The sequence below is a fragment of the Demequina flava genome, from assembly GCF_000975035.1.
Taxonomy (GTDB): domain Bacteria; phylum Actinomycetota; class Actinomycetes; order Actinomycetales; family Demequinaceae; genus Demequina; species Demequina flava.
This window is the reverse complement of record NZ_BBRA01000002.1, coordinates 355,628-377,361: the sequence shown is the minus strand read 5'-3', so window position 1 is coordinate 377,361 and position 21,734 is coordinate 355,628. Positions and strand designations below refer to the sequence as shown.

General features: G+C 64.4%; 22 protein-coding genes. 8 read left to right on the top strand and 14 right to left on the bottom strand.

Annotation, left to right across the window (positions count from 1 at the left end):
- Positions 1–130: 130 nt before the first annotated feature.
- The 5 genes from AOP74_RS10280 to AOP74_RS12445 all read right to left on the bottom strand — a co-directional run bounded on the left by AOP74_RS10280 (position 131) and on the right by AOP74_RS12445 (position 2,705).
- Complete coding sequence (locus AOP74_RS10280) at positions 131–394, bottom strand: hypothetical protein (protein ID WP_152649273.1); 264 nt, start codon at positions 392–394, stop codon at positions 131–133.
- A gap of 101 nt (positions 395–495) precedes the next feature.
- On the bottom strand, positions 496–804 hold the full coding sequence (locus AOP74_RS10275; protein WP_152649272.1) for a WhiB family transcriptional regulator: 309 nt from the start codon (positions 802–804) through the stop codon (positions 496–498).
- Entirely contained in the window at positions 801–1,925 is a 1,125-nt protein-coding gene (locus AOP74_RS10270; protein ID WP_061962276.1) for an AAA family ATPase, read from the bottom strand. Before AOP74_RS10270 ends, AOP74_RS10275 begins: the two co-directional genes overlap by 4 nt.
- Positions 1,926–2,325: 400 nt before the next feature.
- Complete coding sequence (locus AOP74_RS10265; protein ID WP_152649271.1) at positions 2,326–2,532, bottom strand: hypothetical protein; 207 nt, start codon at positions 2,530–2,532, stop codon at positions 2,326–2,328.
- Positions 2,529–2,705, bottom strand: a complete 177-nt coding sequence (locus AOP74_RS12445; RefSeq protein WP_369345505.1) for a helix-turn-helix domain-containing protein — start codon at positions 2,703–2,705, stop codon at positions 2,529–2,531. The genes AOP74_RS10265 and AOP74_RS12445 overlap by 4 nt, the downstream gene beginning before the upstream one ends.
- 107 nt (positions 2,706–2,812) lie before the next feature.
- Here AOP74_RS12445 and AOP74_RS10255 point away from each other — a divergent pair, with 107 nt between their 5' ends.
- Positions 2,813–3,460, top strand: a complete 648-nt coding sequence (locus AOP74_RS10255; RefSeq protein ID WP_061962273.1) for a helix-turn-helix domain-containing protein — start codon at positions 2,813–2,815, stop codon at positions 3,458–3,460.
- Entirely contained in the window at positions 3,453–4,589 is a 1,137-nt protein-coding gene (locus AOP74_RS10250) for a tyrosine-type recombinase/integrase (RefSeq protein ID WP_082096256.1), read from the top strand. The genes AOP74_RS10255 and AOP74_RS10250 overlap by 8 nt, the downstream gene beginning before the upstream one ends.
- 30 nt (positions 4,590–4,619) lie before the next feature.
- On the opposite strand, the gene glnA is transcribed toward AOP74_RS10250, so the two are convergent.
- Complete coding sequence (glnA, locus tag AOP74_RS10245; protein ID WP_061962272.1) at positions 4,620–6,050, bottom strand: type I glutamate--ammonia ligase; 1,431 nt, start codon at positions 6,048–6,050, stop codon at positions 4,620–4,622.
- Between the two features lie 184 nt (positions 6,051–6,234).
- Between glnA and AOP74_RS10240 the strand changes: the two genes are divergently transcribed.
- Both AOP74_RS10240 and AOP74_RS10235 read left to right on the top strand, forming a co-directional pair.
- Positions 6,235–6,672 carry an RDD family protein gene (locus tag AOP74_RS10240; protein ID WP_236683806.1) on the top strand — a complete coding sequence of 146 codons (438 nt, stop codon included), beginning with the start codon at positions 6,235–6,237 and terminating at the stop codon, positions 6,670–6,672.
- On the top strand, positions 6,669–7,313 hold the full coding sequence (locus AOP74_RS10235) for an HAD-IA family hydrolase (RefSeq protein WP_061962270.1): 645 nt from the start codon (positions 6,669–6,671) through the stop codon (positions 7,311–7,313). Before AOP74_RS10240 ends, AOP74_RS10235 begins: the two co-directional genes overlap by 4 nt.
- Positions 7,314–7,321: 8 nt before the next feature.
- On the opposite strand, the gene AOP74_RS10230 is transcribed toward AOP74_RS10235, so the two are convergent.
- The 3 genes from AOP74_RS10230 to lipB form a co-directional block, all read right to left on the bottom strand.
- Positions 7,322–8,017, bottom strand: a complete 696-nt coding sequence (locus AOP74_RS10230) for a DUF4191 domain-containing protein (protein WP_061962269.1) — start codon at positions 8,015–8,017, stop codon at positions 7,322–7,324.
- 62 nt (positions 8,018–8,079) lie between these two features.
- The gene (gene lipA / locus AOP74_RS10225) at positions 8,080–9,099 is read right to left on the bottom strand and encodes a lipoyl synthase (RefSeq protein WP_061962268.1); all 1,020 of its coding nucleotides are present in this window, start codon (positions 9,097–9,099) and stop codon (positions 8,080–8,082) included.
- Positions 9,096–9,791 (bottom strand): lipoyl(octanoyl) transferase LipB, encoded by a 696-nt coding sequence (lipB, locus tag AOP74_RS10220; protein WP_082096254.1) that lies wholly within the window; start codon positions 9,789–9,791, stop codon positions 9,096–9,098. The genes lipA and lipB overlap by 4 nt, the downstream gene beginning before the upstream one ends.
- A gap of 93 nt (positions 9,792–9,884) precedes the next feature.
- On the opposite strand from lipB, the gene AOP74_RS10215 reads away from it, so the two are divergent.
- Entirely contained in the window at positions 9,885–12,077 is a 2,193-nt protein-coding gene (locus AOP74_RS10215; RefSeq protein WP_061962267.1) for an MMPL family transporter, read from the top strand.
- 48 nt (positions 12,078–12,125) lie between these two features.
- Positions 12,126–13,370: a protein kinase family protein gene (locus AOP74_RS10210; protein WP_061962266.1), complete on the top strand. Its 1,245-nt coding sequence runs from the start codon at positions 12,126–12,128 to the stop codon at positions 13,368–13,370.
- Here the strand turns inward: AOP74_RS10210 and AOP74_RS10205 are convergent.
- Genes AOP74_RS10205 through lpdA form a run of 3 tightly spaced genes read right to left on the bottom strand, consistent with a single transcriptional unit; the run spans position 13,324 to position 17,579 of the window.
- Positions 13,324–14,244, bottom strand: coding sequence for a TIGR01777 family oxidoreductase (locus AOP74_RS10205; RefSeq protein WP_061962265.1), 921 nt, complete (start codon positions 14,242–14,244; stop codon positions 13,324–13,326). The genes AOP74_RS10210 and AOP74_RS10205 overlap by 47 nt on opposite strands.
- Before the next feature lie 6 nt (positions 14,245–14,250).
- On the bottom strand, positions 14,251–16,134 hold the full coding sequence (gene sucB, locus AOP74_RS10200; protein WP_061962603.1) for a 2-oxoglutarate dehydrogenase, E2 component, dihydrolipoamide succinyltransferase: 1,884 nt from the start codon (positions 16,132–16,134) through the stop codon (positions 14,251–14,253).
- Positions 16,135–16,154: 20 nt separating this feature from the next.
- Positions 16,155–17,579: a dihydrolipoyl dehydrogenase gene (gene lpdA / locus AOP74_RS10195; protein WP_061962602.1), complete on the bottom strand. Its 1,425-nt coding sequence runs from the start codon at positions 17,577–17,579 to the stop codon at positions 16,155–16,157.
- A gap of 53 nt (positions 17,580–17,632) precedes the next feature.
- Between lpdA and AOP74_RS10190 the strand changes: the two genes are divergently transcribed.
- Entirely contained in the window at positions 17,633–17,962 is a 330-nt protein-coding gene (locus AOP74_RS10190; protein ID WP_061962264.1) for a hypothetical protein, read from the top strand.
- 74 nt (positions 17,963–18,036) lie between these two features.
- On the opposite strand, the gene AOP74_RS10185 is transcribed toward AOP74_RS10190, so the two are convergent.
- Positions 18,037–19,476 carry a leucyl aminopeptidase gene (locus AOP74_RS10185; RefSeq protein WP_061962263.1) on the bottom strand — a complete coding sequence of 480 codons (1,440 nt, stop codon included), beginning with the start codon at positions 19,474–19,476 and terminating at the stop codon, positions 18,037–18,039.
- Between the two features lie 33 nt (positions 19,477–19,509).
- On the opposite strand from AOP74_RS10185, the gene AOP74_RS10180 reads away from it, so the two are divergent.
- A complete protein-coding gene (locus AOP74_RS10180) occupies positions 19,510–20,517 on the top strand; it encodes a quinone-dependent dihydroorotate dehydrogenase (RefSeq protein WP_061962601.1) in 1,008 nt (335 codons plus the stop codon).
- Between the two features lie 30 nt (positions 20,518–20,547).
- Here the strand turns inward: AOP74_RS10180 and AOP74_RS10175 are convergent, their stop codons facing one another.
- Positions 20,548–21,663 (bottom strand): SLAC1 family transporter, encoded by a 1,116-nt coding sequence (locus AOP74_RS10175; RefSeq protein ID WP_061962262.1) that lies wholly within the window; start codon positions 21,661–21,663, stop codon positions 20,548–20,550.
- Between the last annotated feature and the right edge of the window lie 71 nt (positions 21,664–21,734).

The window sequence follows — 21,734 nt, the reverse complement described above, 5'->3', positions numbered from 1 at the left end:
TGGGCACCGTGGCGGTCGCAGCGCCATGAGCCAGGACGCCAGCGGACTCGCACTTCATCGGCGCCCGGTACCGTGACGATGGCTAGGACTTCCTGGGCTCGCGACCCGGCGATGCGCACGACGGCGGGCATCATGCGGCGGCCTCACGCTTGAGTTGGCGGCGCATTCGCAGGTACGGCACCGACTCACGCAGCGTGCGAGCGTGCGAGCACTTGGTTCCCAAATTCCCGCATTCCGAGCACTGCCAGCGCTGGCCCTGCCACGTGACGCGGATGGGCTTAGCGGTGCCGACTGTGAGCGTCGCGGCACCGTCGGCGAGCGTCATCGCCTGGATACGGATGAATGCGCGCTCATCGTCAGGTTCGGGCACTTCCTCGCCACGCCGTGAAGCCATGAGCCGTCGGAGCTCCGAGGCGATGCGGTGAGATTGGTCATGGCGTGTGGCGTCCCCTCGGTAGGGGCGGCGAATGTGTGACGGGTGCGTGTGACGGGGCATTACTGGCCCTCCTTAACTCGGTTGTGTGATGGATTTCGGCGCTGGATGTCCGTGAGGCCGCCGTATACGCCGGACTCTTCGGGGTGCGTGATGCCGTAGTCGCGGCATTGGGTAAGCGCTGGACAGTCGCCGCACGCTTCGGCAGCTGCGTCACGTTCGGCGCTTTTCTCGCTGGTCCACGTCCTCGATGGCTCGATATATCCGTCGCGGCACGGGATCGGTTGGCGCTGGCCGTAATGGTCGATCAGGTTGTTGAGCGCACGCCAGTCGTGTGCCAGAGCGCCCGGCATCATCGGGAAGTTGCTCACCAGCCACCCCTATGCTCGCCATGCTCGCCAGCGCGTATGTCCTGGCGATCATGGTCTCCATGTGGCGAGGATGAGCCCGGGTCGTACTCCCAGACATAGGTCGCTCCTTTGCCAAACCCCTGCCGATTGGTGGTTACACCGGCCTTGACGCGGGCACGCTCGATGGTGCGAACCGCGAACCCTGCCCTGCTGCAGTCACGCTTCACATCTGCGGCAGGCGCACCGCCGCCCGCGTCGATGAGGTAGTCGCGTAGCCATTCCACAGCGGCGTCACGCTCGCTCCGGTCGTCATCGCCGCCGTTGATCATGTCTCGCATGCGGGTAGTTGCTTCGCCCGCGATCTCGAATCTGGCGACGGGTGCGTCGCCGTCATCCGTGGGGACGTTCACGGACGCGAGTCGGTACGCCATGTCGGGAACATCGCCGGGACCTAGATTGCTCTTTATCAACGACATCACATGCTCGCCGGAGTCAGGATCGGCGGCGAACCCCAGGACCGCGCGTGCCACCGCACCGAACGCGAGCGATCCCGACACCATTGAGAGCAGGTCGCCGGTAACGGCTTTGCGCAGGTGGGCGTTGCCGACAATCGCTGCGCCTGTGGCGTTTGCTATTCGGGTTAGTGGGGTGAGTGCTTGGCGCACGTCCTGATCCCGGTGGGCGTCAAGCTTGCCGTGCAGGGCGGACAACAGCGGGTCGAGGATGACGGCACCTAGGTCGTTGTCGCGGATTGCAGCCTCGAGCCGTCGGTCGTCTGCCGGTAAAGACAGCGTGTATCCACCGATTTCCGCCTCAGTGACGTCGAGCCGGAACACGCGCTCTAGGTCAGCACCTGCGGCCATCAGGCGCGGGACGATCGTGTACTCCCAGGAATCCTCAGTGGCGACAATTGCGACGCCTGCGGGACGCTTGAGGTCACCGCCGAGATCGCCCCGTGTGACCGCGCCTGCGAGGTGGGCCAGAAATGTTGATTTCCCGATTCCGGCACGGCCTGCCGTGAGAGACACCTCTCCCAATGGGATGCGGTCTGGCATGAGCCAGCGCACGCGCTTGGGTTTGAAGTGCGAGGCTGGCGTAAGTCGTAACTGCCGCACTTCGGGCAGGGCTTCATCGTTAGTCACGTGTGTCCGTCCTGGCTGCGCCGCACGTCGGGCATGCGGGTGCCTGGGGAGTGGGCGGGGCAGGCAGTCGCTCGCCCCTGCGAATAAGGTCAGAGAGTTGGAGGGCACCGCGCCCCGGGTCCATCGATATGCGCGGTTCAGTCACGGCGCGCTCCATCCTGCGAGCACAGCCCTGTGAGCTCAGCCATCAGACGGCGTCGGTTAGTAGCATTGAGCCGACGGACGTGCGCTTCAATTGCGAGATACTCGCGCTCCTGGGCGGACGTGGGACCGGGCGGGCGCCCATCGTCGTGCGGACCGGGCCGTCGCGGTATCGTAGGTGGGTAGAAGTCGTTGGTAGCGGATTCTGCTATGGCCCGCTCCGAGTTGCCGCTCGGGGTGGGCCGCTTCATTGGTGTGGTCATGGTGTGGCTCCCACCTCCGCGATCAGCGCGTTCCAGGTAGCAATATCGCCTGTTGGGTCGGCATAGGTGAGCGGACGCCCGTACTCCCGATCTGCAAGCGAATCCAAGATGCGCGCGGCGGCACTCACGCCCAAGTCGCTCGCGTGAGCAATGGCACGCGAGTCGAGAACGACAACGTTGACATTCACCAGCGGCGCGCTCATGCCCGGACCCCGGAGTCACTCGGCTGGGCGGCGAGCCATCGTTCGACCTCTTCGACGGGGAAGAGCCGTCGACGTCCGATCTTCTGGCTCAATGGAGCTGTGCCCTGGGCGATCCACCAATGAACGGTGTTCGGGCTCGTCCGACAGAGATTCGCAAGCTCTTCGACGGTCATGTAGCGCATCACTTCTCCTAACTAGAAAGTGCAGTCCTGGTCGACGGCAATTTCTATTATAACGACCATGTCTAGTCATGCGTGACTAGGTGCGGTAGTCTTGGTGCATGGCGAAGAATGAAGATGCGCGAGAAGAAGTCGGGGCCGACGCACAGATCGGTCGCAACCTGGCAACGTTCCGAGGCGAGCGCTCGCAGAAATACCTGGCCGAAAAGATGCGCAGCCGAGGCTGGAAGTGGTCCCAGGCGACAGTGTGGGCAATCGAGAAGGGCGAGCGTCCGCTAAAACTTGCCGAGGCACATGATCTGGTCGCAGTGCTTAATCTTTTTGATGTGTCGAGGCTGCTGTCTGGGGACGCCGCCGCGCAGGTAAATGCTTGGACCTATCAGTGCAGCGCGCGAAGCCGAGACTTGATCGAAGCCGTCAAGCGCATGCGGGAGGCGCAAATCAACCTCACGATCGCGTTGGAAAACCTCGATTCGAGCGGTGAACCCATGACGGTGGGTCATTACCTCTCAGCCGAATCCTGGCTAGACAAGACGACGATTGAAACTCTCGTGCGCCAGGGAACGCATGCGTACTGGGGTATCGAGCCGGAAGCCGATGAGGATGCCCTCGAACGGCGGACCTTCTCGCCGGACCCGGACCTTGAGCTCCGAGAGTTCACCCCAGGCGAGGGATACTCTGCGCCATACCTGCAAGGCCTGGCGCAGGAGATCAACGACTATCACGCACCAGTAGACGACGATGAGTAGCGTTCAGATCCAAGGCGGCACCGTGAAGGTTGCGCGCAAGTTGCCCCCAGGCATCACCTTGGCAGCCAGCGGGAAGTACCGTGCGCGCTATCGGGACGCCAACGGCAAAGAGCACACACGCCACTTCGACGTGCTCAAGACCACAAAAAAGAAGTCCGGCGCCGTTGACTGGCTGGAGACGCAGAAGTCCAAGGTGCGCACGGGGACGCATGTTGATCCGGCGGCGACCCGGATTACCGTCGCGGCGTGGTGCGATCAGTGGATCGAGGGCTACGGCGTTAACCGACCTTCAACGGTGCGTCAGGCGCAGGTACATATCAAGCACATCGTGGAAGCATTCGGCGGGCAGCGCATCGGGGATGTAAAGCCTTCGCAGGTGAAGTCCTGGGTGGCGAAACTCAAACGCGATGGCTACGCGGATTCCACGGTTTACGCCGTGCATTCCAGGTTGTCGCAGATCATGTCCGATGCAGTCCACGACGGTGTGATTACTCGCAACCCATGCTCTCGGCGCACGTCACCCAAAGCCGGTGCTCAGCGTCCCTACGTGGCGACCACTGCGCAGGTGTGGGACTTGCACGACGCGATGCCAGAGCAACTACGTCCGGCGATCCTATTGGGCGCGTTCGCGGGCCTTCGCATTGCGGAGACGTGCGGGTTGCGAAACTCGGATGTGGATTTCATGCGCGGGGTAATCTCCCCGGCGGTTCAGTATCCAGAGCAGGCACTCAAGTCCGAGATGTCGATGACGGCGATCCCGATTGCGCCGGATATGGCGCTCGAGCTGTCACGTTATGCGACGGGGGAGAAGTGGCTACTGGAGGATATTCTTGGCCAGCAGGTGAAGCCGTTCCAGATTGAGCGCGCGGTGCGTGTGGCCCGTGGCCCTGCTGGACTGCCAGACACGTTCCGATTCCATGACTTGCGCCACTATTACGCATCCCTGCTGATCTCCGAGGGCTGCGACGTAAAGATCGTGCAAGCACGGCTGCGTCACGCGCAGGCGACCACGACGCTCAACACCTACGCGCATTTGTGGCCAGATACAGAAGAGTCCACACGAGCCGCGATCTCAAGGATCTTTGCGGCCCGTGCGGACTCTCTGCGGACTGAGTCGGTGTCGATATGACGTCAACCCAGGTAAATCAGGGTTTGACTCTTAGCAGTCGTAGTACAGCTCGAACTCGTGCGGGTGGGGACGGAAGCGCAGCGGGTCGATCTCGTTCGCGCGCTTGTAGTCGATCCACTCGGCGATGAGGTCTTCGGTGAAGACGTCACCCTCGGTGAGGTAGCTGTGGTCAGCCTCAAGAGCATCGAGCACCTTGTCCAGCGAGTCCGGAACCTGAGCGATCTCTGCGTGCTCCTCGGGGGGCAGCTCGTACAGGTCCTTGTCGATCGGAGCGGGCGGCTCGATCTTGTTCTTGATGCCGTCCAGGCCTGCCATGAGCAGTGCCGAGAAGCACAGGTAGGGGTTACCCGAAGCGTCAGGTGCGCGGAACTCAATGCGCTTGGCCTTGGGGTTGGAACCGGTGACGGGGATACGCACAGCCGCGGAGCGGTTACGTGCCGAGTACACCAGGTTGACGGGTGCCTCGTAGCCGGGAACCAGGCGGTGGTATGAGTTCACGGTGGGGTTGGTGAAGGCAAGCAGCGAAGGAGCGTGCTTGAGGATTCCACCGATGTACCAGCGTGCGATGTCGGACAGACCGCCGTAGCCAGCCTCGTCGTAGAACAGCGGCTCGCCGTTCTTCCAGATGGACTGGTGAACGTGCATACCGGAACCGTTGTCACCGAACAGCGGCTTGGGCATGAAGGTCGCGGTCTTGCCGGCGCGCCATGCCTCGTTCTTGACGACGTACTTGAACTTCATGATGTCGTCACCTGCGTGCAGCAGGGTGTTGAAGCGGTAGTTGATCTCCTGCTGACCGGCGGTGCCCACCTCGTGGTGTGCGCGCTCCAGGTCCAGGCCCACCTCGGACAGCGTGGTGCAGATCTGGTCGCGGAGGTCCGCCATCTGGTCGCCGGGGGAGACGGGGAAGTAGCCACCCTTGTAACGGGTCTTGTAACCACGGTTGGGGGTGCCGTCGAGCTCGGTCTCGCGACCGGTGTTCCACGCGCCCTCGGAAGAGTCGACGTGGTAGTAGCCCTCGTGCTGGTTGGTCTCGAAGCGCACCGAGTCAAACAGGAAGAACTCTGCCTCGGGCGCAAAGAAAGCGGTGTCGCCGATGCCGGTGGACTTCAGGTACTCCTGAGCCTTCATGGCAACGTTGCGGGGGTCACGCGAGTAGGGCTCGTCGGTGAAAGGATCCACGACGGAGAAGTTCACGACCAGCGTCTTCGCCTTGCGGAAGGGGTCGATGTACGCGGTCTGAAGGTCCGCGATCAGCTTCATGTCGGACTCGTTGATCGCCTGGAAGCCGCGGATCGACGAACCGTCGAATGCTGCGCCGTCCTCCAGGACAGTCTCGAGCTGGTGGGCGGGAACGTTGACGTGCTGCATCGCACCGGGCAGGTCGCAGAAGCGAATGTCGATGTACTCGACCGCCTCGTCCTTCACATATGCGATTGCCTCTTCGGCAGTCTTGAACATCCGTGTGCTCCTCGTGAGTAATAGTCTGGCCTTGAGTGGCACGCATCACTCTAGAGCGACGTGGTTTCACCCACATTCGCCGAATGTTACGAGAGTGTTTCGCGTACCCCGCGTGGCGCGCCAGAACCTGGCGCCGACGCCGCTGTCTCTTCGACCCTACACCCCGCGCCGTTAGGATTGGCCGGTGAGTGAAACATCGAATAACCCGTCTGTGGAGGCGCAATCCGGCCTAGTAGGGCGCCGCCTGCTTGGCATCGGCACCGACTGGATGCTGTGCCTGCTCATCTCCTCCGCGTTCTTTCCCCAAGCAGGTTTCGCCGATGCCTCGGGCGTTGAGAGGGTCCTTCTTGCAGGCGAACCGATGGCGACATTGGCGATCTGGGCCGTGCAGCACCTCATCTTGGTCGCGTCGTTGGGTACGACGATCGGTCACCGCATCGTCGGTGTCAGGGTGGTGCGTGACGACGGAGCTCCCATGGTCGGCCTTGTGAAGGCGCTGGGCCGCACCGTTTTGCTCGCTCTCGTGATTCCGGCAGTTGTGTGGGACCCCGAAGGACGAGGACTCCACGACCGTGCGGTGGGCACGCGGATAGTGTCCACTCGTCGGGGGAGCGTCGCATGACGATCCTCGCCGTTGATGCGGTGCTGTTCGACATGGACGGCACGTTGGTGGACTCCAACGCCTTGGTCGACGTCATCTGGAACGAGTTCTCTGCCGCCCACGGTCTGGACCCCACCGAGGTTCTGGCGTTTGCCCACGGACGCCCCTCACGGGCAACGGTCGCGAGCTATCTCGATGATGAGGGAGACATCACTCGCTGGATGGCGCACATTCACCACCTCGAGGGGTCGATGTTTGACGCAGTACGGGAGATTCCTGGCGCGGCGTCCCTGGTCTCACAGATACCCCGCGACCGGTGGGCCGTGGTGACATCTGCATTGCGTGAACCGGCGCGTGCGCGCATCGCGGCTGTCGGGATCACTCCGCCTAAGATCCTCATTGGTGCGGATGACGTGCAGCACGGCAAGCCCAATCCGGAGGGATTTGCGGGCGCCGCACGGCGGCTTGGTATGGATCCGGGCCGATGCGTCGTGTTCGAAGACACCGACGCGGGAGTCCGTGCGGGGCTGGCAGCAGGGTGTCAGGTGGTCGTCGTAGGCCAGGGCCGTAGCGAGGTGCTTGACGCTCAGATCCGAGTCGACGATATGACTCACGTGTCGGTGAGGAACCTCGGCGACACGCTTGAACTCGAAATCGCCTAAATCAGGACTTAGCGTCCGCGCATCGCCTTGCGGTCGGGGCGAGCGTTCATGGGGTCCACGCCCTTGGGCACGGGAAGCTTCTGTCCACCGATGGCGCGCAAGCGCGAGAATACCTGGGCACGCTGGTGCTTGTTCAGCGCCTTCTTGTGGCTCTTGATGGACTTGGTCAGCTTCTTCAGCGGCACCTGGCCCTCGCCAGTTCCCACGTAAATGGTGTGGACGGGGACGCCGGGAACGAGCTTGCTGATGCGGCGAGTGGCCGCGTCAACCTGCTTGCGGGCGCCATTGCCACCCTCAGCCAGAAGGACCACTCCACCCTTGCCGACACCGTAGAAGACGACGCCACGGCCGCGAGGGTCAACCGACGTGGGCTGCTCCTCGAACTGCCATCCGCGGCGGATCGACTGTGCAATCGCGACGGAGGAGCCGGGCTGGCCCTCCATGCGGATGAACGCGTTGCGCTCAAAGCGACGCGTCAGCGTGTACATCGCCGCCAAGAGCGACATGGGGATGGCGAAAACGATCGAGTAGATCAGAACCCAGGTCGAGTTCGACACCAGACCAATCACCACTGCGACAGCGATGATCGCCACGGGAATGATGATCAACAGCGGCAGTAGCCACTTGTCGTGGGGTGCTGTGGAGGTATACGCCTGCTTGATCAGCTGACGCATCTTCGGCTTCTTCTCAGGTTCCTTCGCCATAATGGGCGTCAGTCTAGTCGCCCTGCGGACCCAATGGGATCACGGGCGGTGACCTTTCGCTCCTAGCAGGAAGGGCGCATCGGGCGGCCGATCAATGCCGATGCCTCTTGACGGGCCTCCATGGGCTCTCCCAAGTGCGCGAGGGTATCTGGAATGGCGCGGCCCTTACTCGTCATCGCTTGTCCCCACAGGCGGCCTGCACGGTACGACGAGCGCACGAGCGGTCCGGACATGACACCCAAGAAGCCGATCTCCTCGGCTGCGTCAGACAAGTCGACGAATTCTTCGGGCTTGACCCAACGCTCGACGGGGTGATGGCGCGGGCTTGGGCGCAGGTACTGCGTGATCGTGATGAGGTCACATCCTGCGTCGTGAAGGTCCTGGAGGGCCTGCAACACCTCGTCCATGGTCTCGCCCATGCCCAGGATCAGGTTGGACTTGGTGACGAACCCATCCTTCTGCGCCTCGGTGATCACCTGAAGTGACCGCTCGTAGCGGAATGCAGGGCGGATGCGCTTGAAGATGCGAGGCACCGTCTCGACGTTGTGCGCAAGGACCTCGGGGCGCGAGGAGAAGACCTCGGCAAGCTGGTCGGGGTCGGCATTGAAGTCAGGGATCAGTAGCTCGACGCCGGTACCAGGGTTGAGCTCGTGGATCTGGCGGACCGTCTCGGCGTACAGCCATGCGCCGCCGTCCTCGAGGTCGTCGCGGGCAACGCCGGTGACGGTGGAGTACTTCAGGCCCATTTGCTGCACGGACTTGGCGACCTTGACGGGCTCCGTGCGGTCCAGGGGAGAAGGCTTGCCGGTGTCGATCTGGCAGAAGTCGCAACGTCTGGTGCACTGTGCGCCACCGATAAGGAACGTGGCTTCGCGGTCTTCCCAGCACTCAAAGATGTTGGGACATCCGGCCTCTTCACACACAGTGTGCAGTCCGCCGCCTTTGACCAGCGACTTCAGCTCCGAGTACTCGGGGCCCATCGTGGCTTTGGTGCGGATCCACTCGGGCTTGCGCTCGATCGGGGTCTCTGCGTTGCGGGCCTCGATGCGCAGCATGCGGCGGCCTTCGGGTGCGAGGGTCACGCGGTCTCCTTGTGCGGTTCGGTGACGGCGGCGCCGGTAGACGCCTGATGTTCCCAGCGTACGTGGGTCAGTGCGGTGGTCAGGGATTGGGTCATGCGTGGTGCTACTTCGGCGATGGTGACGTCGCGATCGAGTTCACGGCTCAGTGACGTCACATCGGCATCCGAGATCCCACAAGGGACGATGCGCGAGAACGCCGCGAGGTCGGGATTGCAGTTCAGTGCGAAGCCATGCATCGTGACGCCCTTGGCGACGCGCACTCCGATGGCGCAGATCTTGCGTTCGGGAGCGCGCTCGGACGCGGGAAGCCAGACGCCGGAGCGGCCCTCTACGCGAATAGTGTCGAGTCCGTAGGAGCCACACACGTTCATCACGGCTTCTTCGAGAGCTCGCACGTAGCGCACCACGTCGATCGGCTCAGAGAGCTTGATGATCGGGTAGCCGACGAGTTGACCCGGTCCGTGCCAGGTAATGCGCCCGCCTCGGTCGACATCGACCACGGGAGTCCCATCGGTGGGCCGGTCCCACGTCGCGGTTCGGCGGCCCGCGGTGTACACAGACTCGTGTTCGACGTAGACGACAGAGTCGGCGCGTTCGTCCGCAACGCGGTCACTGTGGAACTGGCGCTGCAATTGCCACGCCTCGTCGTACGGAACAAGGCGCTCACCCAAGGCGAGCGGGAGGATCTCCATAGCGACCCAGGCTAGTCGCGCATCGGCCCTCGTCAATTCGCTGACACCAGCGGGAATACCAAGAGCGTTTCAATGTTGGTGAATGATATGAACATGTCCCCACGTTTGAACTGGCTGCGGCCGGTCGCACTCATCGTCGTTATCGCTGCTTGGCTTGCCGTTGGCGCCGCGGGTGGCCAGACTTTCGGCAAGCTCTCTGACGTCCAAGAGAACGAGGCCTCGGCCTTCTTGCCGTCCTCCGCGGAGTCGACCAAGGCCGCTGAGCTCCAAAGCGAGTTCTCGCCAGCGACGTCGCTGCCGGGCATCTTCGTCGTGGGTGGCGTGACTGGCGAAGAGGACCTCGCCACCGTCCAAACATTTGTCGAGAACGTGGTGGCGACCCCCATCCATGACGATGAGCAAGGTCGGACCATCGGCGACGTGCTGTCGCCCCCGGCAAGTGAGCAGATGCCGCAGGTTGTGCCGTCTGAGGACGGCGAAGCGGCGCTTGTCGCGTTCAGCGTGGATGCTGAGGCGGCAGAGGAAGCCGTGGGCGAGGGAACCCTCGGGACCGTTGTCGCGGAACAAATCCGCGAGGTGTGGGCCGAGCAGGACACCGACCTCGAAGGTCACCTCACCGGTGGCCTCGGTATATCGGCAGACCTCACCGCCGCCTTCGCGGGTATTGACGGGATCCTGCTCGTGGTCGCACTCGTCGTCGTGCTGATCATCCTGCTGATCGTTTACCGCAGCCCCGTCCTCCCATTTCTGGTGCTGTCGACCTCGGTGATCGCGCTCACGGGAGCGATCCTCGCGGTTTACGCGATGGCAGACGCCGACGTGATCACCCTCAACGGCCAGTCGCAGGGCATCATGTTCATTCTTGTGGTCGGAGCCACCACCGACTACGCGCTGTTGTTGGTTGCCCGCTACCGCGAAGAACTGTTGCGAGTGAAGTCGCCCTATACCGCCATGAAGCGGGCCTGGAGGCGGTCCCTCGAGCCGATCGCAGCATCGGCCGTCACCGTGATTTTGGGTCTGTTGGTGCTGCTCCTGAGCGACCTGAAGTCCAACTCCGCCTTGGGCCCAGCCGGTGCCCTAGGAATCGCCGCGGCCTTTATTGCGGCCCTGACGTTGCTTCCTGCCCTCCTGCTCATTGGTGGCAAGCACGCCCGCGGCGTGTTCTGGCCCGCCATGCCTCGCTACGTCGAAGGCAGTGCGGCCGCCGACGACGCCGACCCGTCGCAGGGCAAGGGCTTCTGGCCGCGCCTGTCGCGCACTGTCGACGCGCGCCCACGACGCACCTGGCTCATTGCCGCGGGTGGCCTGCTGCTGCTGAGTGCATTCGTGCCGACATTCAAGGCCTCTGGCCTGGGACAGCAGGAAGTCTTCACCGTTGAAACTGACTCGGTGAAGGGCACCGAGGTGCTTGAAGCGCACTTCGACGCCGGCGCGAGCGCGCCGATCCGCATCTTTGTCCCCGAGGAAGACGCTGACGCCGCCGTGGAGGCAACGCAGGAGGTCGACGGCATTACTGAGACGTACCTGCTAACGCCCTCTGTCGCCGAGGGCGCGCCTCCGGGAGTCGTTCCCAACGAAGAGCCCGTAGTGGTTGACGGCATGGTCGAGGTCGTCGCGGTGACCGAGGTGTCGTCGAGCTCGAACGAGGCCTCCGACATCGTGGCCGACGTCCGTGACACGGTTCATCCGCTGAGCGACGAAGTCCTGGTCGGTGGCTCGGCCGCCGAGCAGCTCGATACCCGCGAGACCACGCAACGCGACACGCTCGTGATCTTGCCGACGATTCTGGCCGTGATTCTCGTGGTCCTGATCGCCCTTTTGAGGGCGATCGTGGCACCGGTTGTCATTGTGCTGGCCAACATTTTGTCGTACGGGGCCGCGATCGGACTGTCGGCGATTCTGTTCAATTGGGTCTTCGGGTTCCCCGGCTCCGACCCGTCCGTTCCTCTGTTGGGCTTCGTGTTCCTTGTCGCGCTGGGAGTCGATTATTCGATCTTCCTGATGTCCCGCGCCCGGGAGGAGTCGCTGGAGCACGGCACGCGCGCCGGGACGCGTCGTGCGTTGGCGGTCACCGGTGGCGTCATCACGTCGGCGGGAATCGTCCTGGCCGCGACATTTGCGGCCCTGGGAGTAATCCCGTTGATCTTCCTGGCGCAGATCGCTGTGGTGGTTGGTGTGGGTGTCCTGATCGACACCTTCGTCGTCCGCTCGCTTCTGGTTCCGGGAGTGATCAGCGATATCGGTCGCCACTCATGGTGGCCGTGGCACAAGCGCATCGAAAACTGACCCTGTGGATATCGCCCGCGGCGCTCAAGCCGCGGGCACGCTGGAGGCATGACGTCCTCAGCTGATTCCACCCTGCGGCGAGTCGTTGGACGCGGGTCTGACGTTGCAGTGCGAGCCCGGCGGCGGGCGGCCCGTCTGCGTGCGTTGCATAGGGCCGATGTTTCGGTTCCGTCAGAGGTCTCGCTCACCTCAGACGGGGACGTCGTTGCCGCAGTTCCCGTGGTGCCCGGCACAGACATGACCGCACTATCCATGCAGCGCCCGCCGCTCACTGCGGGGGAGTGTGCGTGGCTTGGACGTCAGCTCGCCGCGGCCGTGGGCGGCATGCACCAGGGCGGCCTCGTTCACGGCGACGTGGCACCGGGCAACATCCTGATCAGGGCGGACGCCATCGTGCTGCTTGACTGCCTTGCAGTCGTGCGAGAAGACGAACGTGGCACTCCGGGCTTTCGCGCCCCCGAGCGCATGGCCGGAGACCTCTGTGAAGCCAGTGACGTCTATTCAATCGGTGCCGTCTTGCGGTGGGCAGCGCGCGACGCGGATGTTGAGGCCGTGAGAAAAGTGACCCGTCTCATGGTGGACCCAGACCCTGAGCGCCGACCTGCGGCTGCGGAAATTCCCGAGCACCTCGGTCAGCTCGGGGCCAGCACGGCCATTGCGCCGCTGGGCGACGCCAACGTCGCCACCGCGCTGCGATCCACCGCTCGGCTGCGCACCGAGCGCACGACGGCGGGACGGTGGTGGCGAGCGCGGGCGTGGGCGATCCGCGGAGGGTCCGTCACGGCTGCCATCGCCGCGGTGGCAGCCGTCGCCGTGTGGTGGGGCGCGGACACGTCTCAGAGCGCCTCCGCTCGCGAGCCTGTTGCGGCTCCGCGCGTCCTCGCCGGAAAGCCCGCGTGGAGCGATACCTCTGCGGGAGCCGCCACCGCGCGCCAGGCTGCCACTGTCCTCACGCAGACCCGCTTTCAGGCCCTGGACGCGGGGGATGGTCCGCTGTTGCGTACAACGGTCAGCGGTGACGACGAGACCGCGGTGGCGGTCAGAGAACTCGCGGACCGGCTGGATGCGGGGGAGGTGACCTTCTCAGGGCTTCAGGGACAGGTTCTCAACGCGACTGTCATTGAGAGCGCACCTCAAGCCGCCACGGTGGCGGTGAGCTACGAGACGACCGCACACAGCGTCACGGTTGGTGAGTTAGCGCAACACGTCGCCGCGACGGCGGAGACGGTGGTCTTGGACCTGGAACTTAGCTCTCGGGGCTGGACTGTGGTGCGAGTCCTGCCTCGTCCATGACCCAGGCTGCAGCCGTGGAGATCTCAGGGTGTTGCCACGTGAACCCCAGGCGGTTCAGCACACCGGGGCTCGCGAGTTGGCTCGACAGTAAGTCTTCGGCAGCAGGCCCAACCACAGTCCGCAGAATGGATGCTGGAACAGGGAACGTCGTAGGCCGGCCGGCGGCGTGCGCCATGGCGGCGATGAAGTCGCGATCACGCACAGCGATAGGCGCAATCATGTTTGCGGGACCGGAGTGATCGCTGTCGATCATGAAGCGGGTCGCGCTGACGTGGTCTTCGAGGGTGATCCACGAGTGCCAAGCGTTACCACTCCCCAACCGCGACAGCAGTCCACGCTTCACTAGAGGCAAGAGCCTCGCAGCGAATCCACCGTGTCCGGCGAGCACGAGTCCCGTGCGACTGAATACGGTGCGGATACCAGCCTCGACGGCAGGGGCTGCCGCGGCCTCCCACTGCGTCACGATGCTCGCGAGCAGGGTTGATCCGGGGGAGGAACGCTCGCTGAGTTTCTCCTCGCCACGAGCCCCGTAATACCCCATAGCGGAGCCTTGGATCAGGACGCCTGAGTAGTCCGCATCAAGCAGTCCACGCACCAGCGTTCCGGTCGAGTGGAGCCGGGACTTCAGCACCTTCTCCGCGTACGAAGAGGTGAGGCGCTTGGCGCCGATCGATGCGCCCGCCAAGTTGACAACGGCATCGGCTGACGCCAGGACGTCAACATCGATCGTGCCGGCCTGGGGATCCCAAGCCGATTCCTTTGGACCGCGCGCCTCGCGACGGACCAAAGAGATTGCCTCGTGGCCGTCCGACCTCAGCGACTCCTGCAAAGCAGAGCCGATGAGGCCGGACGAACCAGCGATGACGACTCGCATATGCGCTTAGAGTCCAACCTCGGACTCGAAGGCACCGGCCTCGATGCGCTTCTTGACCGTCTGCAGGAACTTCGCGGCATCCGCTCCGTCCACGATGCGGTGGTCGTAAGACAGCGGCAGGTAGACCATGGGACGGATCGAGATCACGTCTTCGCCGTTGGGTCCGGTGACCACGACGGGACGCTTGATGATCGCGCACGTCGCGAGGATTCCCACCTGCGGGCTCGGCACGATGGGCGTGTCGTGCAGCGTTCCGCCGGAACCGGTGTTGGTGACGGAGAACGTACCGTTCGAGATGTCCTGAGCCTTGAGGCCACCGTCACGAGCACGCGTGGCGAGATCTGCGATCTCCTTGGCGTGGTCGCCGACAGTCTTGTCCTCGGCGTTGTACATCGTCGGCAGCATCAGACCCTTGGGCGTGTCCACGGCCAGCGAGAGGTTCACCGAGTCGTGGTAAACGATGCTGTCGCCATCAACCGACGCGTTCAGGAAGGCGTGCTCAGCAAGCGCCTCGGACACCGCGCGGGTGAAGAACGGCAGGAACGTGAGCTTGACGCCCTCGCGCTCCTGGAAGCCGTTCTTGGCCTTGTTGCGCAACGCCCAGATCTTCGAGCAGTCCACCTCGACGACCGAGGTGAGCTGCGCCATGCCGTGCAGCGACTCCATCATCTTGTCGGACGTGATCTTGCGGATACGGCTCATCTTGACCGTGGTTCCGCGAAGCTCCGAGACCTTGGGGGCCTCGGCGGCAGGTGCGGACGCAGCAGGGGCCGATGCCGGAGCAGACGCCGGCGCGGGAGCCGACTTGGAGGCGGCTTCAGCAGCCTCGAGGACGTCTTCCTTGCGGATGCGACCGCCAACGCCGGTGCCGGAAATGGACTCGAGGTCCACGCCGCGCTCCTTGGCGAGCTTGCGCACGATAGGTGTGACGTAGCCACCGCCCTCGACTGAGCCAGCGTCGGTCGACGCAGCTGCCACGGCTGGTGCCGAAGCAGGAGCGGGGGCCGATGCTGGAGCCGGGCTGGACTCCTGGGCGGGGGCGGAGGCGGGTGCCGCGGCCGATTCCTGCGCCGCTGGAGCCGCTGCTTCAGCAGCCGGGCTCGATGCGGGCTCTGCCTGCGCTGGCTGCGACGCCGTCGACTGTGGCGCGGGAGCGGACTCCTGTGCAGGTGCCGACTCCGGTGCCGGTGCAGACTGCTCAGCAGGTGCGGACTCAGCCGCGGGGGCTGCCCCTGCTTCGCCGATGCGGGCCAGGACAGCGCCAACTTCGACTGTGTCGTCTTCCTCGGCGAGGATCTCGTTCAGGGTTCCGGCCACCGGCGACGGGATCTCGGTGTCGACCTTGTCGGTGGAGACCTCAAGCAGGGGCTCGTCGACCTCCACGCTGTCGCCGACGGACTTCAGCCAGCGCGTGACGGTGCCCTCAGTGACCGACTCGCCCAGGGCGGGGAGGGTCACGTCTTGACCGCCACCAGCCGGGGCCGAGGCTGCTGCAGGAGCGGACTCCTGAGCGGGCGCGGAGGCCGGTGCTGATTCCTGCGCGGGAGTTGCCGGTGCGCTCTGCGGCGCGGGAGCGGACTCCTGGGCAGGTGCCGACTCCTGTGCGGGTGCAGACTGCTCAGCGGGTGCGGATTCTGCAGCGGGCGCTTCGCCTGCGTCGCCGATGCGGGCCAGGACGGCACCCACTTCGACGGTGTCGTCTTCCTCGGCGAGGATCTCGTTGAGGGTTCCGGCCACGGGCGACGGGATTTCGGTGTCGACCTTGTCGGTGGAGACCTCGAGCAGGGGCTCGTCGACCTCCACGGTGTCGCCGACGGACTTCAGCCAGCGCGTGACGGTGCCCTCAGTGACAGATTCTCCAAGGGCGGGCAGTGTGACGTCATTGCTCATGATGGGCATTCTCTCCGAAATCAGTCGTGAGCGTGCAGTGGCTTGCCAGCGAGCGCGAGATGCGCTTCACCGAGAGCCTCGTTTTGGGTGGGGTGGGCGTGGATCAGCGGTGCAACGTCCTCGGGGTGAGCGTCCCAGCTCACGATGAGCTGTGCTTCACCGATCTGCTCGCCAACGCGAGCACCGAGCATGTGGACTCCGACAACCGGGCCGTTCTTCACACGCACGAGCTTGACGAAGCCCTGTGTGCCGAGGATCTGGCTCTTGCCGTTACCGCCGAGGTTGTAGTCGACGGTCTCGACAGCGTCGTCGCCATGCGTCTCGCGAGCCTGAGCCTCGGTGAGTCCCACGGAACCCACCTCGGGTTCGCAGTAGGTGACGCGAGGGATGTTCGCCTCGACGATTGGCTGCGGGTTGAGTCCGGCGATGGTCTCAGCGACAAAGATGCCCTGGCCAAATCCGCGGTGGGCAAGCTGGAGCCCGGGAACGATGTCGCCGACGGCGTAGATGTTGCCCACGCCGGTGTGCAGACGCTCGTCCGTGAGGACAAAGCCGCGGTCCATGCGGATGCCCTGCTCTTCGTAGCCAAGACCCGTGGTGCGAGGACCACGGCCCACAGCGACCAGCAGGATTTCCGCTTCGAGGACGGTGCCGTCTTCGAGGGAGACCTTCACGCCGTCGTCAGACTGCTCGACGCCCTGGAACTTCGCGCCAACCTTGAAGTTGATCTTGCGCTTGCGGAAGGCACGCTCGAGGCCCTTTGACAGCGCCTCGTCCTCATTGGGAACCAGGTGGGGCAGACCCTCAACGATGGTCACGTCCGAGCCGAAGGAGTTCCACACGGATGCGAACTCGACGCCAATGACGCCACCGCCGAGAACAATCGCGGACTGAGGCACCACGTCGAGCTCGAGGGCCTGGTCGGAGGTCATGACGCGACCGCCGATCTCGAGGCCGGGAAGCGAGCGCGCGTAAGAGCCGGTGCCCAAGATGATCGACTTACCGGTGTATCGCTCTCCGCGAACTTCGACGGCATCGGGGCCTGCGAGAGTGCCGTGGCCCTCGATGACGGTGACCTTGCGGGACTTAATGAGTCCCTGCAGGCCCTTGTAAAGGCGATCGACGACACCTTGCTTGTACTGGTTGACCACCGACATGTCGATGCTCTCCAGCGTGGTGTTCACGCCGAACTTAGAACCTTCGCGGGCGTTGTCCGCGAGTTCCGCAGCGTGAAGCAGGGCTTTGGTGGGGATACAGCCGTTGTGCAGGCACGTGCCTCCGACCTTGGACTCTTCGACGAGTCCGACGGTGAGGCCGAGCTGAGCGGCGCGCAAGGCCGCGGCGTAACCGCCGGAGCCGCCGCCGAGAATGAGGAGGTCAAACGAGCGTGGGGTGGACTCGGTCACTATGCGTTTCTCCTTGTGAGGATGCGGGTCACTATCCATCTTGCCACTGGTGAGCGTAGGCGTTGTCACCGACGCGTGACTACCCTGGGCTCATGAGTTTCTTTTCGCGGAAGTTCGGCTCAAAGAAGAATGAGCCTGACAGTGGCACAGGATCGCGTCAGGCGCGAGCCGAGACGGTCTCACACCTCAAAGAGTTCGTGTCGACACGGTCGGGGTGTGAGGCATTCATCGAGCCGCAGACCCGAGTGACCCAAACCACGATGGTGGTGGTTGCGGGAACTGGGGAGTGGACGCGTCGTCGCGTTCCAGACCAGGACGCTGCGCGCAAGGTCGCGTCGCAGCTTGGCATCCCAGCGTTTGATGTGAATCTTTCGGGTTATCCGTCACGCATGCGTGAATGGAATCAGCGCAAGAAGCGCTGACAACTCTCGACACACACATGGGCGCCTCGATCATCGTGATCGAGGCGCCCATTGTGTTGCTGAGGGTGTGTGGCTTAGAGCCCCGCGCGCTTTTCGAGGAAGCGGAACATTGCCCGCACCGAAGCGCCGGTCGCGCCTGAGGGGTTGTGGCCCCACGCGCCGCCCTCGTTAAAGGCCGGGCGCGCGATGTCGAGGTGAGCCCAGGGGGTCTCTCCCACGAAGTCGCGCAAGAACAAGCCAGCGGAGAGCATGCCGCCTGAAGGTTCACCGATGTTCTTGATATCGGCAACCTTGGATTCCATGCCTTCCTTCAGGTGCTCGGGAAGCGGCATGGGCCAGAAGGCCTCGTTGGTCTCTTCCGCGGCCGCGACGACCTCGGAACGGACGGACTCGCAGCCCATCACGGCGGACGTACGGGTACCGAGCGCAACGCCCTGTGCGCCCGTGAGCGTCGCGATGTCGAGGACTGCGTCGGGGTTGTCCTCGATCGCGCGGGCAAGGCCGTCGGCCATGACGATGCGGCCCTCGGCGTCGGTGTTCATGACCTCGACGGTGCGTCCGCCGTAAATGCGGATGACGTCGGACGGGCGCTGGGCGGTGCCGGACGGCATGTTCTCGGCCATGCACAGCCAGCCGGTGACCTTGACGGGAAGCTTCGCCTGGGCGGCGGCGAGCACGATGTGGAGCACGGCCGATGCGCCGGACATGTCCGACTTCATGGTTTCCATGCCCTTCGGCGGCTTGAGCGAGATGCCGCCGGTGTCGAACGTGATTCCCTTACCCACGAGCGCGACGTGCGACTTGGCGTCCTCGGGCGCCCACTCGACCTTGACCAGACGGGGCAGGCGCGAAGAACCCATGCCGACGGCGAGGATGCCGCCGAAGCCTTCGTCTGCCAGGCGCTGCGGCTCGTAGACGTCGACGTCCACGCCGAGCTGCTCGCCGTAGGACTGCGCGATTTCCGCAACGGCCGCGGGGAACATGTCGAGCGGGGGAGTGTTGACCAGGTCTCGCGTTCCGGCAACGGCAGCGGCAATGATGCGAGCGCGCTCGATCGCGGCCCCTGATGCGCCTGCAACCTGCCAGGCGGCGCCTTCGTAAGACGCGAGAGCGTCGTCGGACTTGTACTCGTTGAAGGTGTAGGACCCGAGGATCACGCCTTCGCCAACGGCGGCTGCCTTGGCGTCGTCGGTCGCGGGAAGGGCGACGATAACCGATGAGGGACGGGTTCCGACTGCACGGGCAGCGGCGCCAGCGGCCTCGCGAAGGTCACCTTCCGAGCCGTCGCCGATGCCGACCAGCACGATGCGGGTCGCGGCAATGTCGGTGCCCGGGAGGACGACGGTCGCGCCGACCTTGGCCTTGGGCTCAAGGGCCTGCGCCGTGGTGGCGATCGAGGCGCGCACGTCGTCTGGCAATTGAGCGTGTGAGACGACGTCGCCGTCAAACCCGAGGATGAGGGCGTCGGCGTCGATGGATGAGACTGTGTCGCTTGTGGCGTTCAATGAAGTCATGAAACGACCCTATCTCGCGCTAGGTTGTACCGCGTGTACTCGGCCTTCTATGACCACGTCCTGACCCACATCGAATCCGAGCGTGCCCACCGGCTTGGCGTGCTGGGATTCCGCTACGGAGCGTGGGCGTTTCGCGCTAGTCGCCGCGTAGGCCTGCAGCCCCAGGCACCAAAAACTTCGGTGCGTGCACTGGGGATCGACTTTCCAGGGCGCCTCGGACTTGCCGCAGGCATGGACAAGAACGCTGAGGCCGTCGTGGGCCTGGCCGATGCTGGGTTTGGGTTCGTCGAGATCGGCACGGTCACGGCGGTGGGGCAGCCTGGCAACGAAAAGCCGCGGTCATGGCGCGAGTTGGACGTGCGGGGCATCCGCAACCGCATGGGCTTCAACAATGATGGGGCCGATGTCGTGGCCGAGCGCCTGCGCGACTTGCGTGCCACTGAGCGTGGGCAGGCTGTTGTACTCGGCGTGAATATCGGCAAGACCAAGGTGACGCCTCCCGAGGAAGCCGCGAGCGACTACGCGTACTCGGCGACGCGTTTGGCGCCATACGCCGACTACTTGGTCGTCAACGTGTCCTCGCCCAATACTCCCGGGCTACGTGACCTTCAATCCGCCGAGGCGTTGCGACCTATTCTCACGGCGGTCCGCGCAGCGGCCGATGCCGCGGTGCCCGATCGCACGGTCCCCCTCCTCGTCAAGATTGCTCCCGACCTGGCCGACGAGGACGTCGATGCTGTCGCCGATCTCGCGGTGGAGTTGGGGCTGGACGGCATTACGGCCACGAACACCACGATCGCGCATGACCGTGGCCCAGGCGGGCTCTCCGGTCCGCCCGTGAGGGATCGAGCCCGCGAGGTGGTTGCCCGGCTTCGCCGCCGCGTTGGCGATGATCTCGTGATCGTCGGCGTAGGCGGCATCGAGACTCTCGAAGACGCGCAGGCACTGATCGATGCTGGTGCAACCTTGCTGCAGACCTACACGGGGTTTGTCTACAACGGCCCGGGCTGGGTTGCTCGCCTCAACTCGCAACTGGCGTGACCCAGATCGGTTGCACGTACCAACTTCTCTTTAGCGGGGAACGCCCGCCAGGACGGGAGTCGCAACCTCCGCCTGGAGCGGTGCCTCCGGGTACGCAGCGCGAGCACGACGGCGCTGACGCATCGCCTTGACGGTGCCGATGGCGCTGGCGGCCCACCCCGCGAGCAGCAGGGCGAATAGGCCGAGCGCGAGCCACCCGAAGATTGCGGCTCCGGTGACGGCTGCGAGCCCTGAGGCTCCGGTCACGCACGTGCCGACGGGGAACGTGAAGGACCACCAGGTCATGGAGTAGGGCAGTTGGCGTCCCGCAACCCTGAGCGCGACGGTCGCGGAGATGCCGAGCCACAGCAACGCGAAGCCCATCACGGGAACACCGAACAACACGCTGGCGGGAACGATGGCATCTCCGGCGACGCCCAGGACCTCCGGGGCGTGCACGGCGAGCATGGTGATGGCCGTTACCGACTGGCCAAGGGGACCGAGGACGATCCACAGGGCGGGCACGGTCGAGGCGTCAGCGTGCTGGTGGTGCGAAAGCTTCCACCACAACGTGGCGGTCACAAGGCCAGCGGCGATCAACGATGCGCCGAACATCGCCAAGCAGAAGAACGCCAGGCCCTGCGCTGCGACCGGGTTGTCGAGGCGGTCAACCATCATCGCTCCGGTGGCCGCGGACACCATGGGAGCCACCACGGGAAGCATCCACGCGGGACTAGCGGACGTGAGATCAACCCGGTGCGAGGTGAACTGAAGCGCTGGAATCCCGATCGCCACGGTGATCGCAAGGGCCGTCCCGATCACCCACAGGGTCTGATCCAAGGCAACCGCAGCATCGGCCCCCAAGAAACGCGGGCCCACAGCGAGTGTGGCGCCGCCGACCGCAAGGGGTGCCATCGCGAGCGCTCCGAAGAAGGGGGCGCGTGCGGGATCGTGGAGTTCGTCACGCAGGAGCCCGCGCTCATGGCTGTACTGCCAGATCATGTGCGTGGTTGCAGCGATCAGAAGCAGGACCGACGCGATCCAGAACACGTCGCCCAACACCCACAGCAACGTCGACTTGAACGGCAAAGCGCCAGTCGAGGTCGCGACGATTGCGGTTCCCATGACGGCGGTGAACCATTGGGCGGTGGTGGCAAGAGGCTTCATGGTTTCTATGCTCCGACCTCGTTGACGCGGGCGGTAGGGTGACAATGACAGGGATCCACAAGCAAAACTTG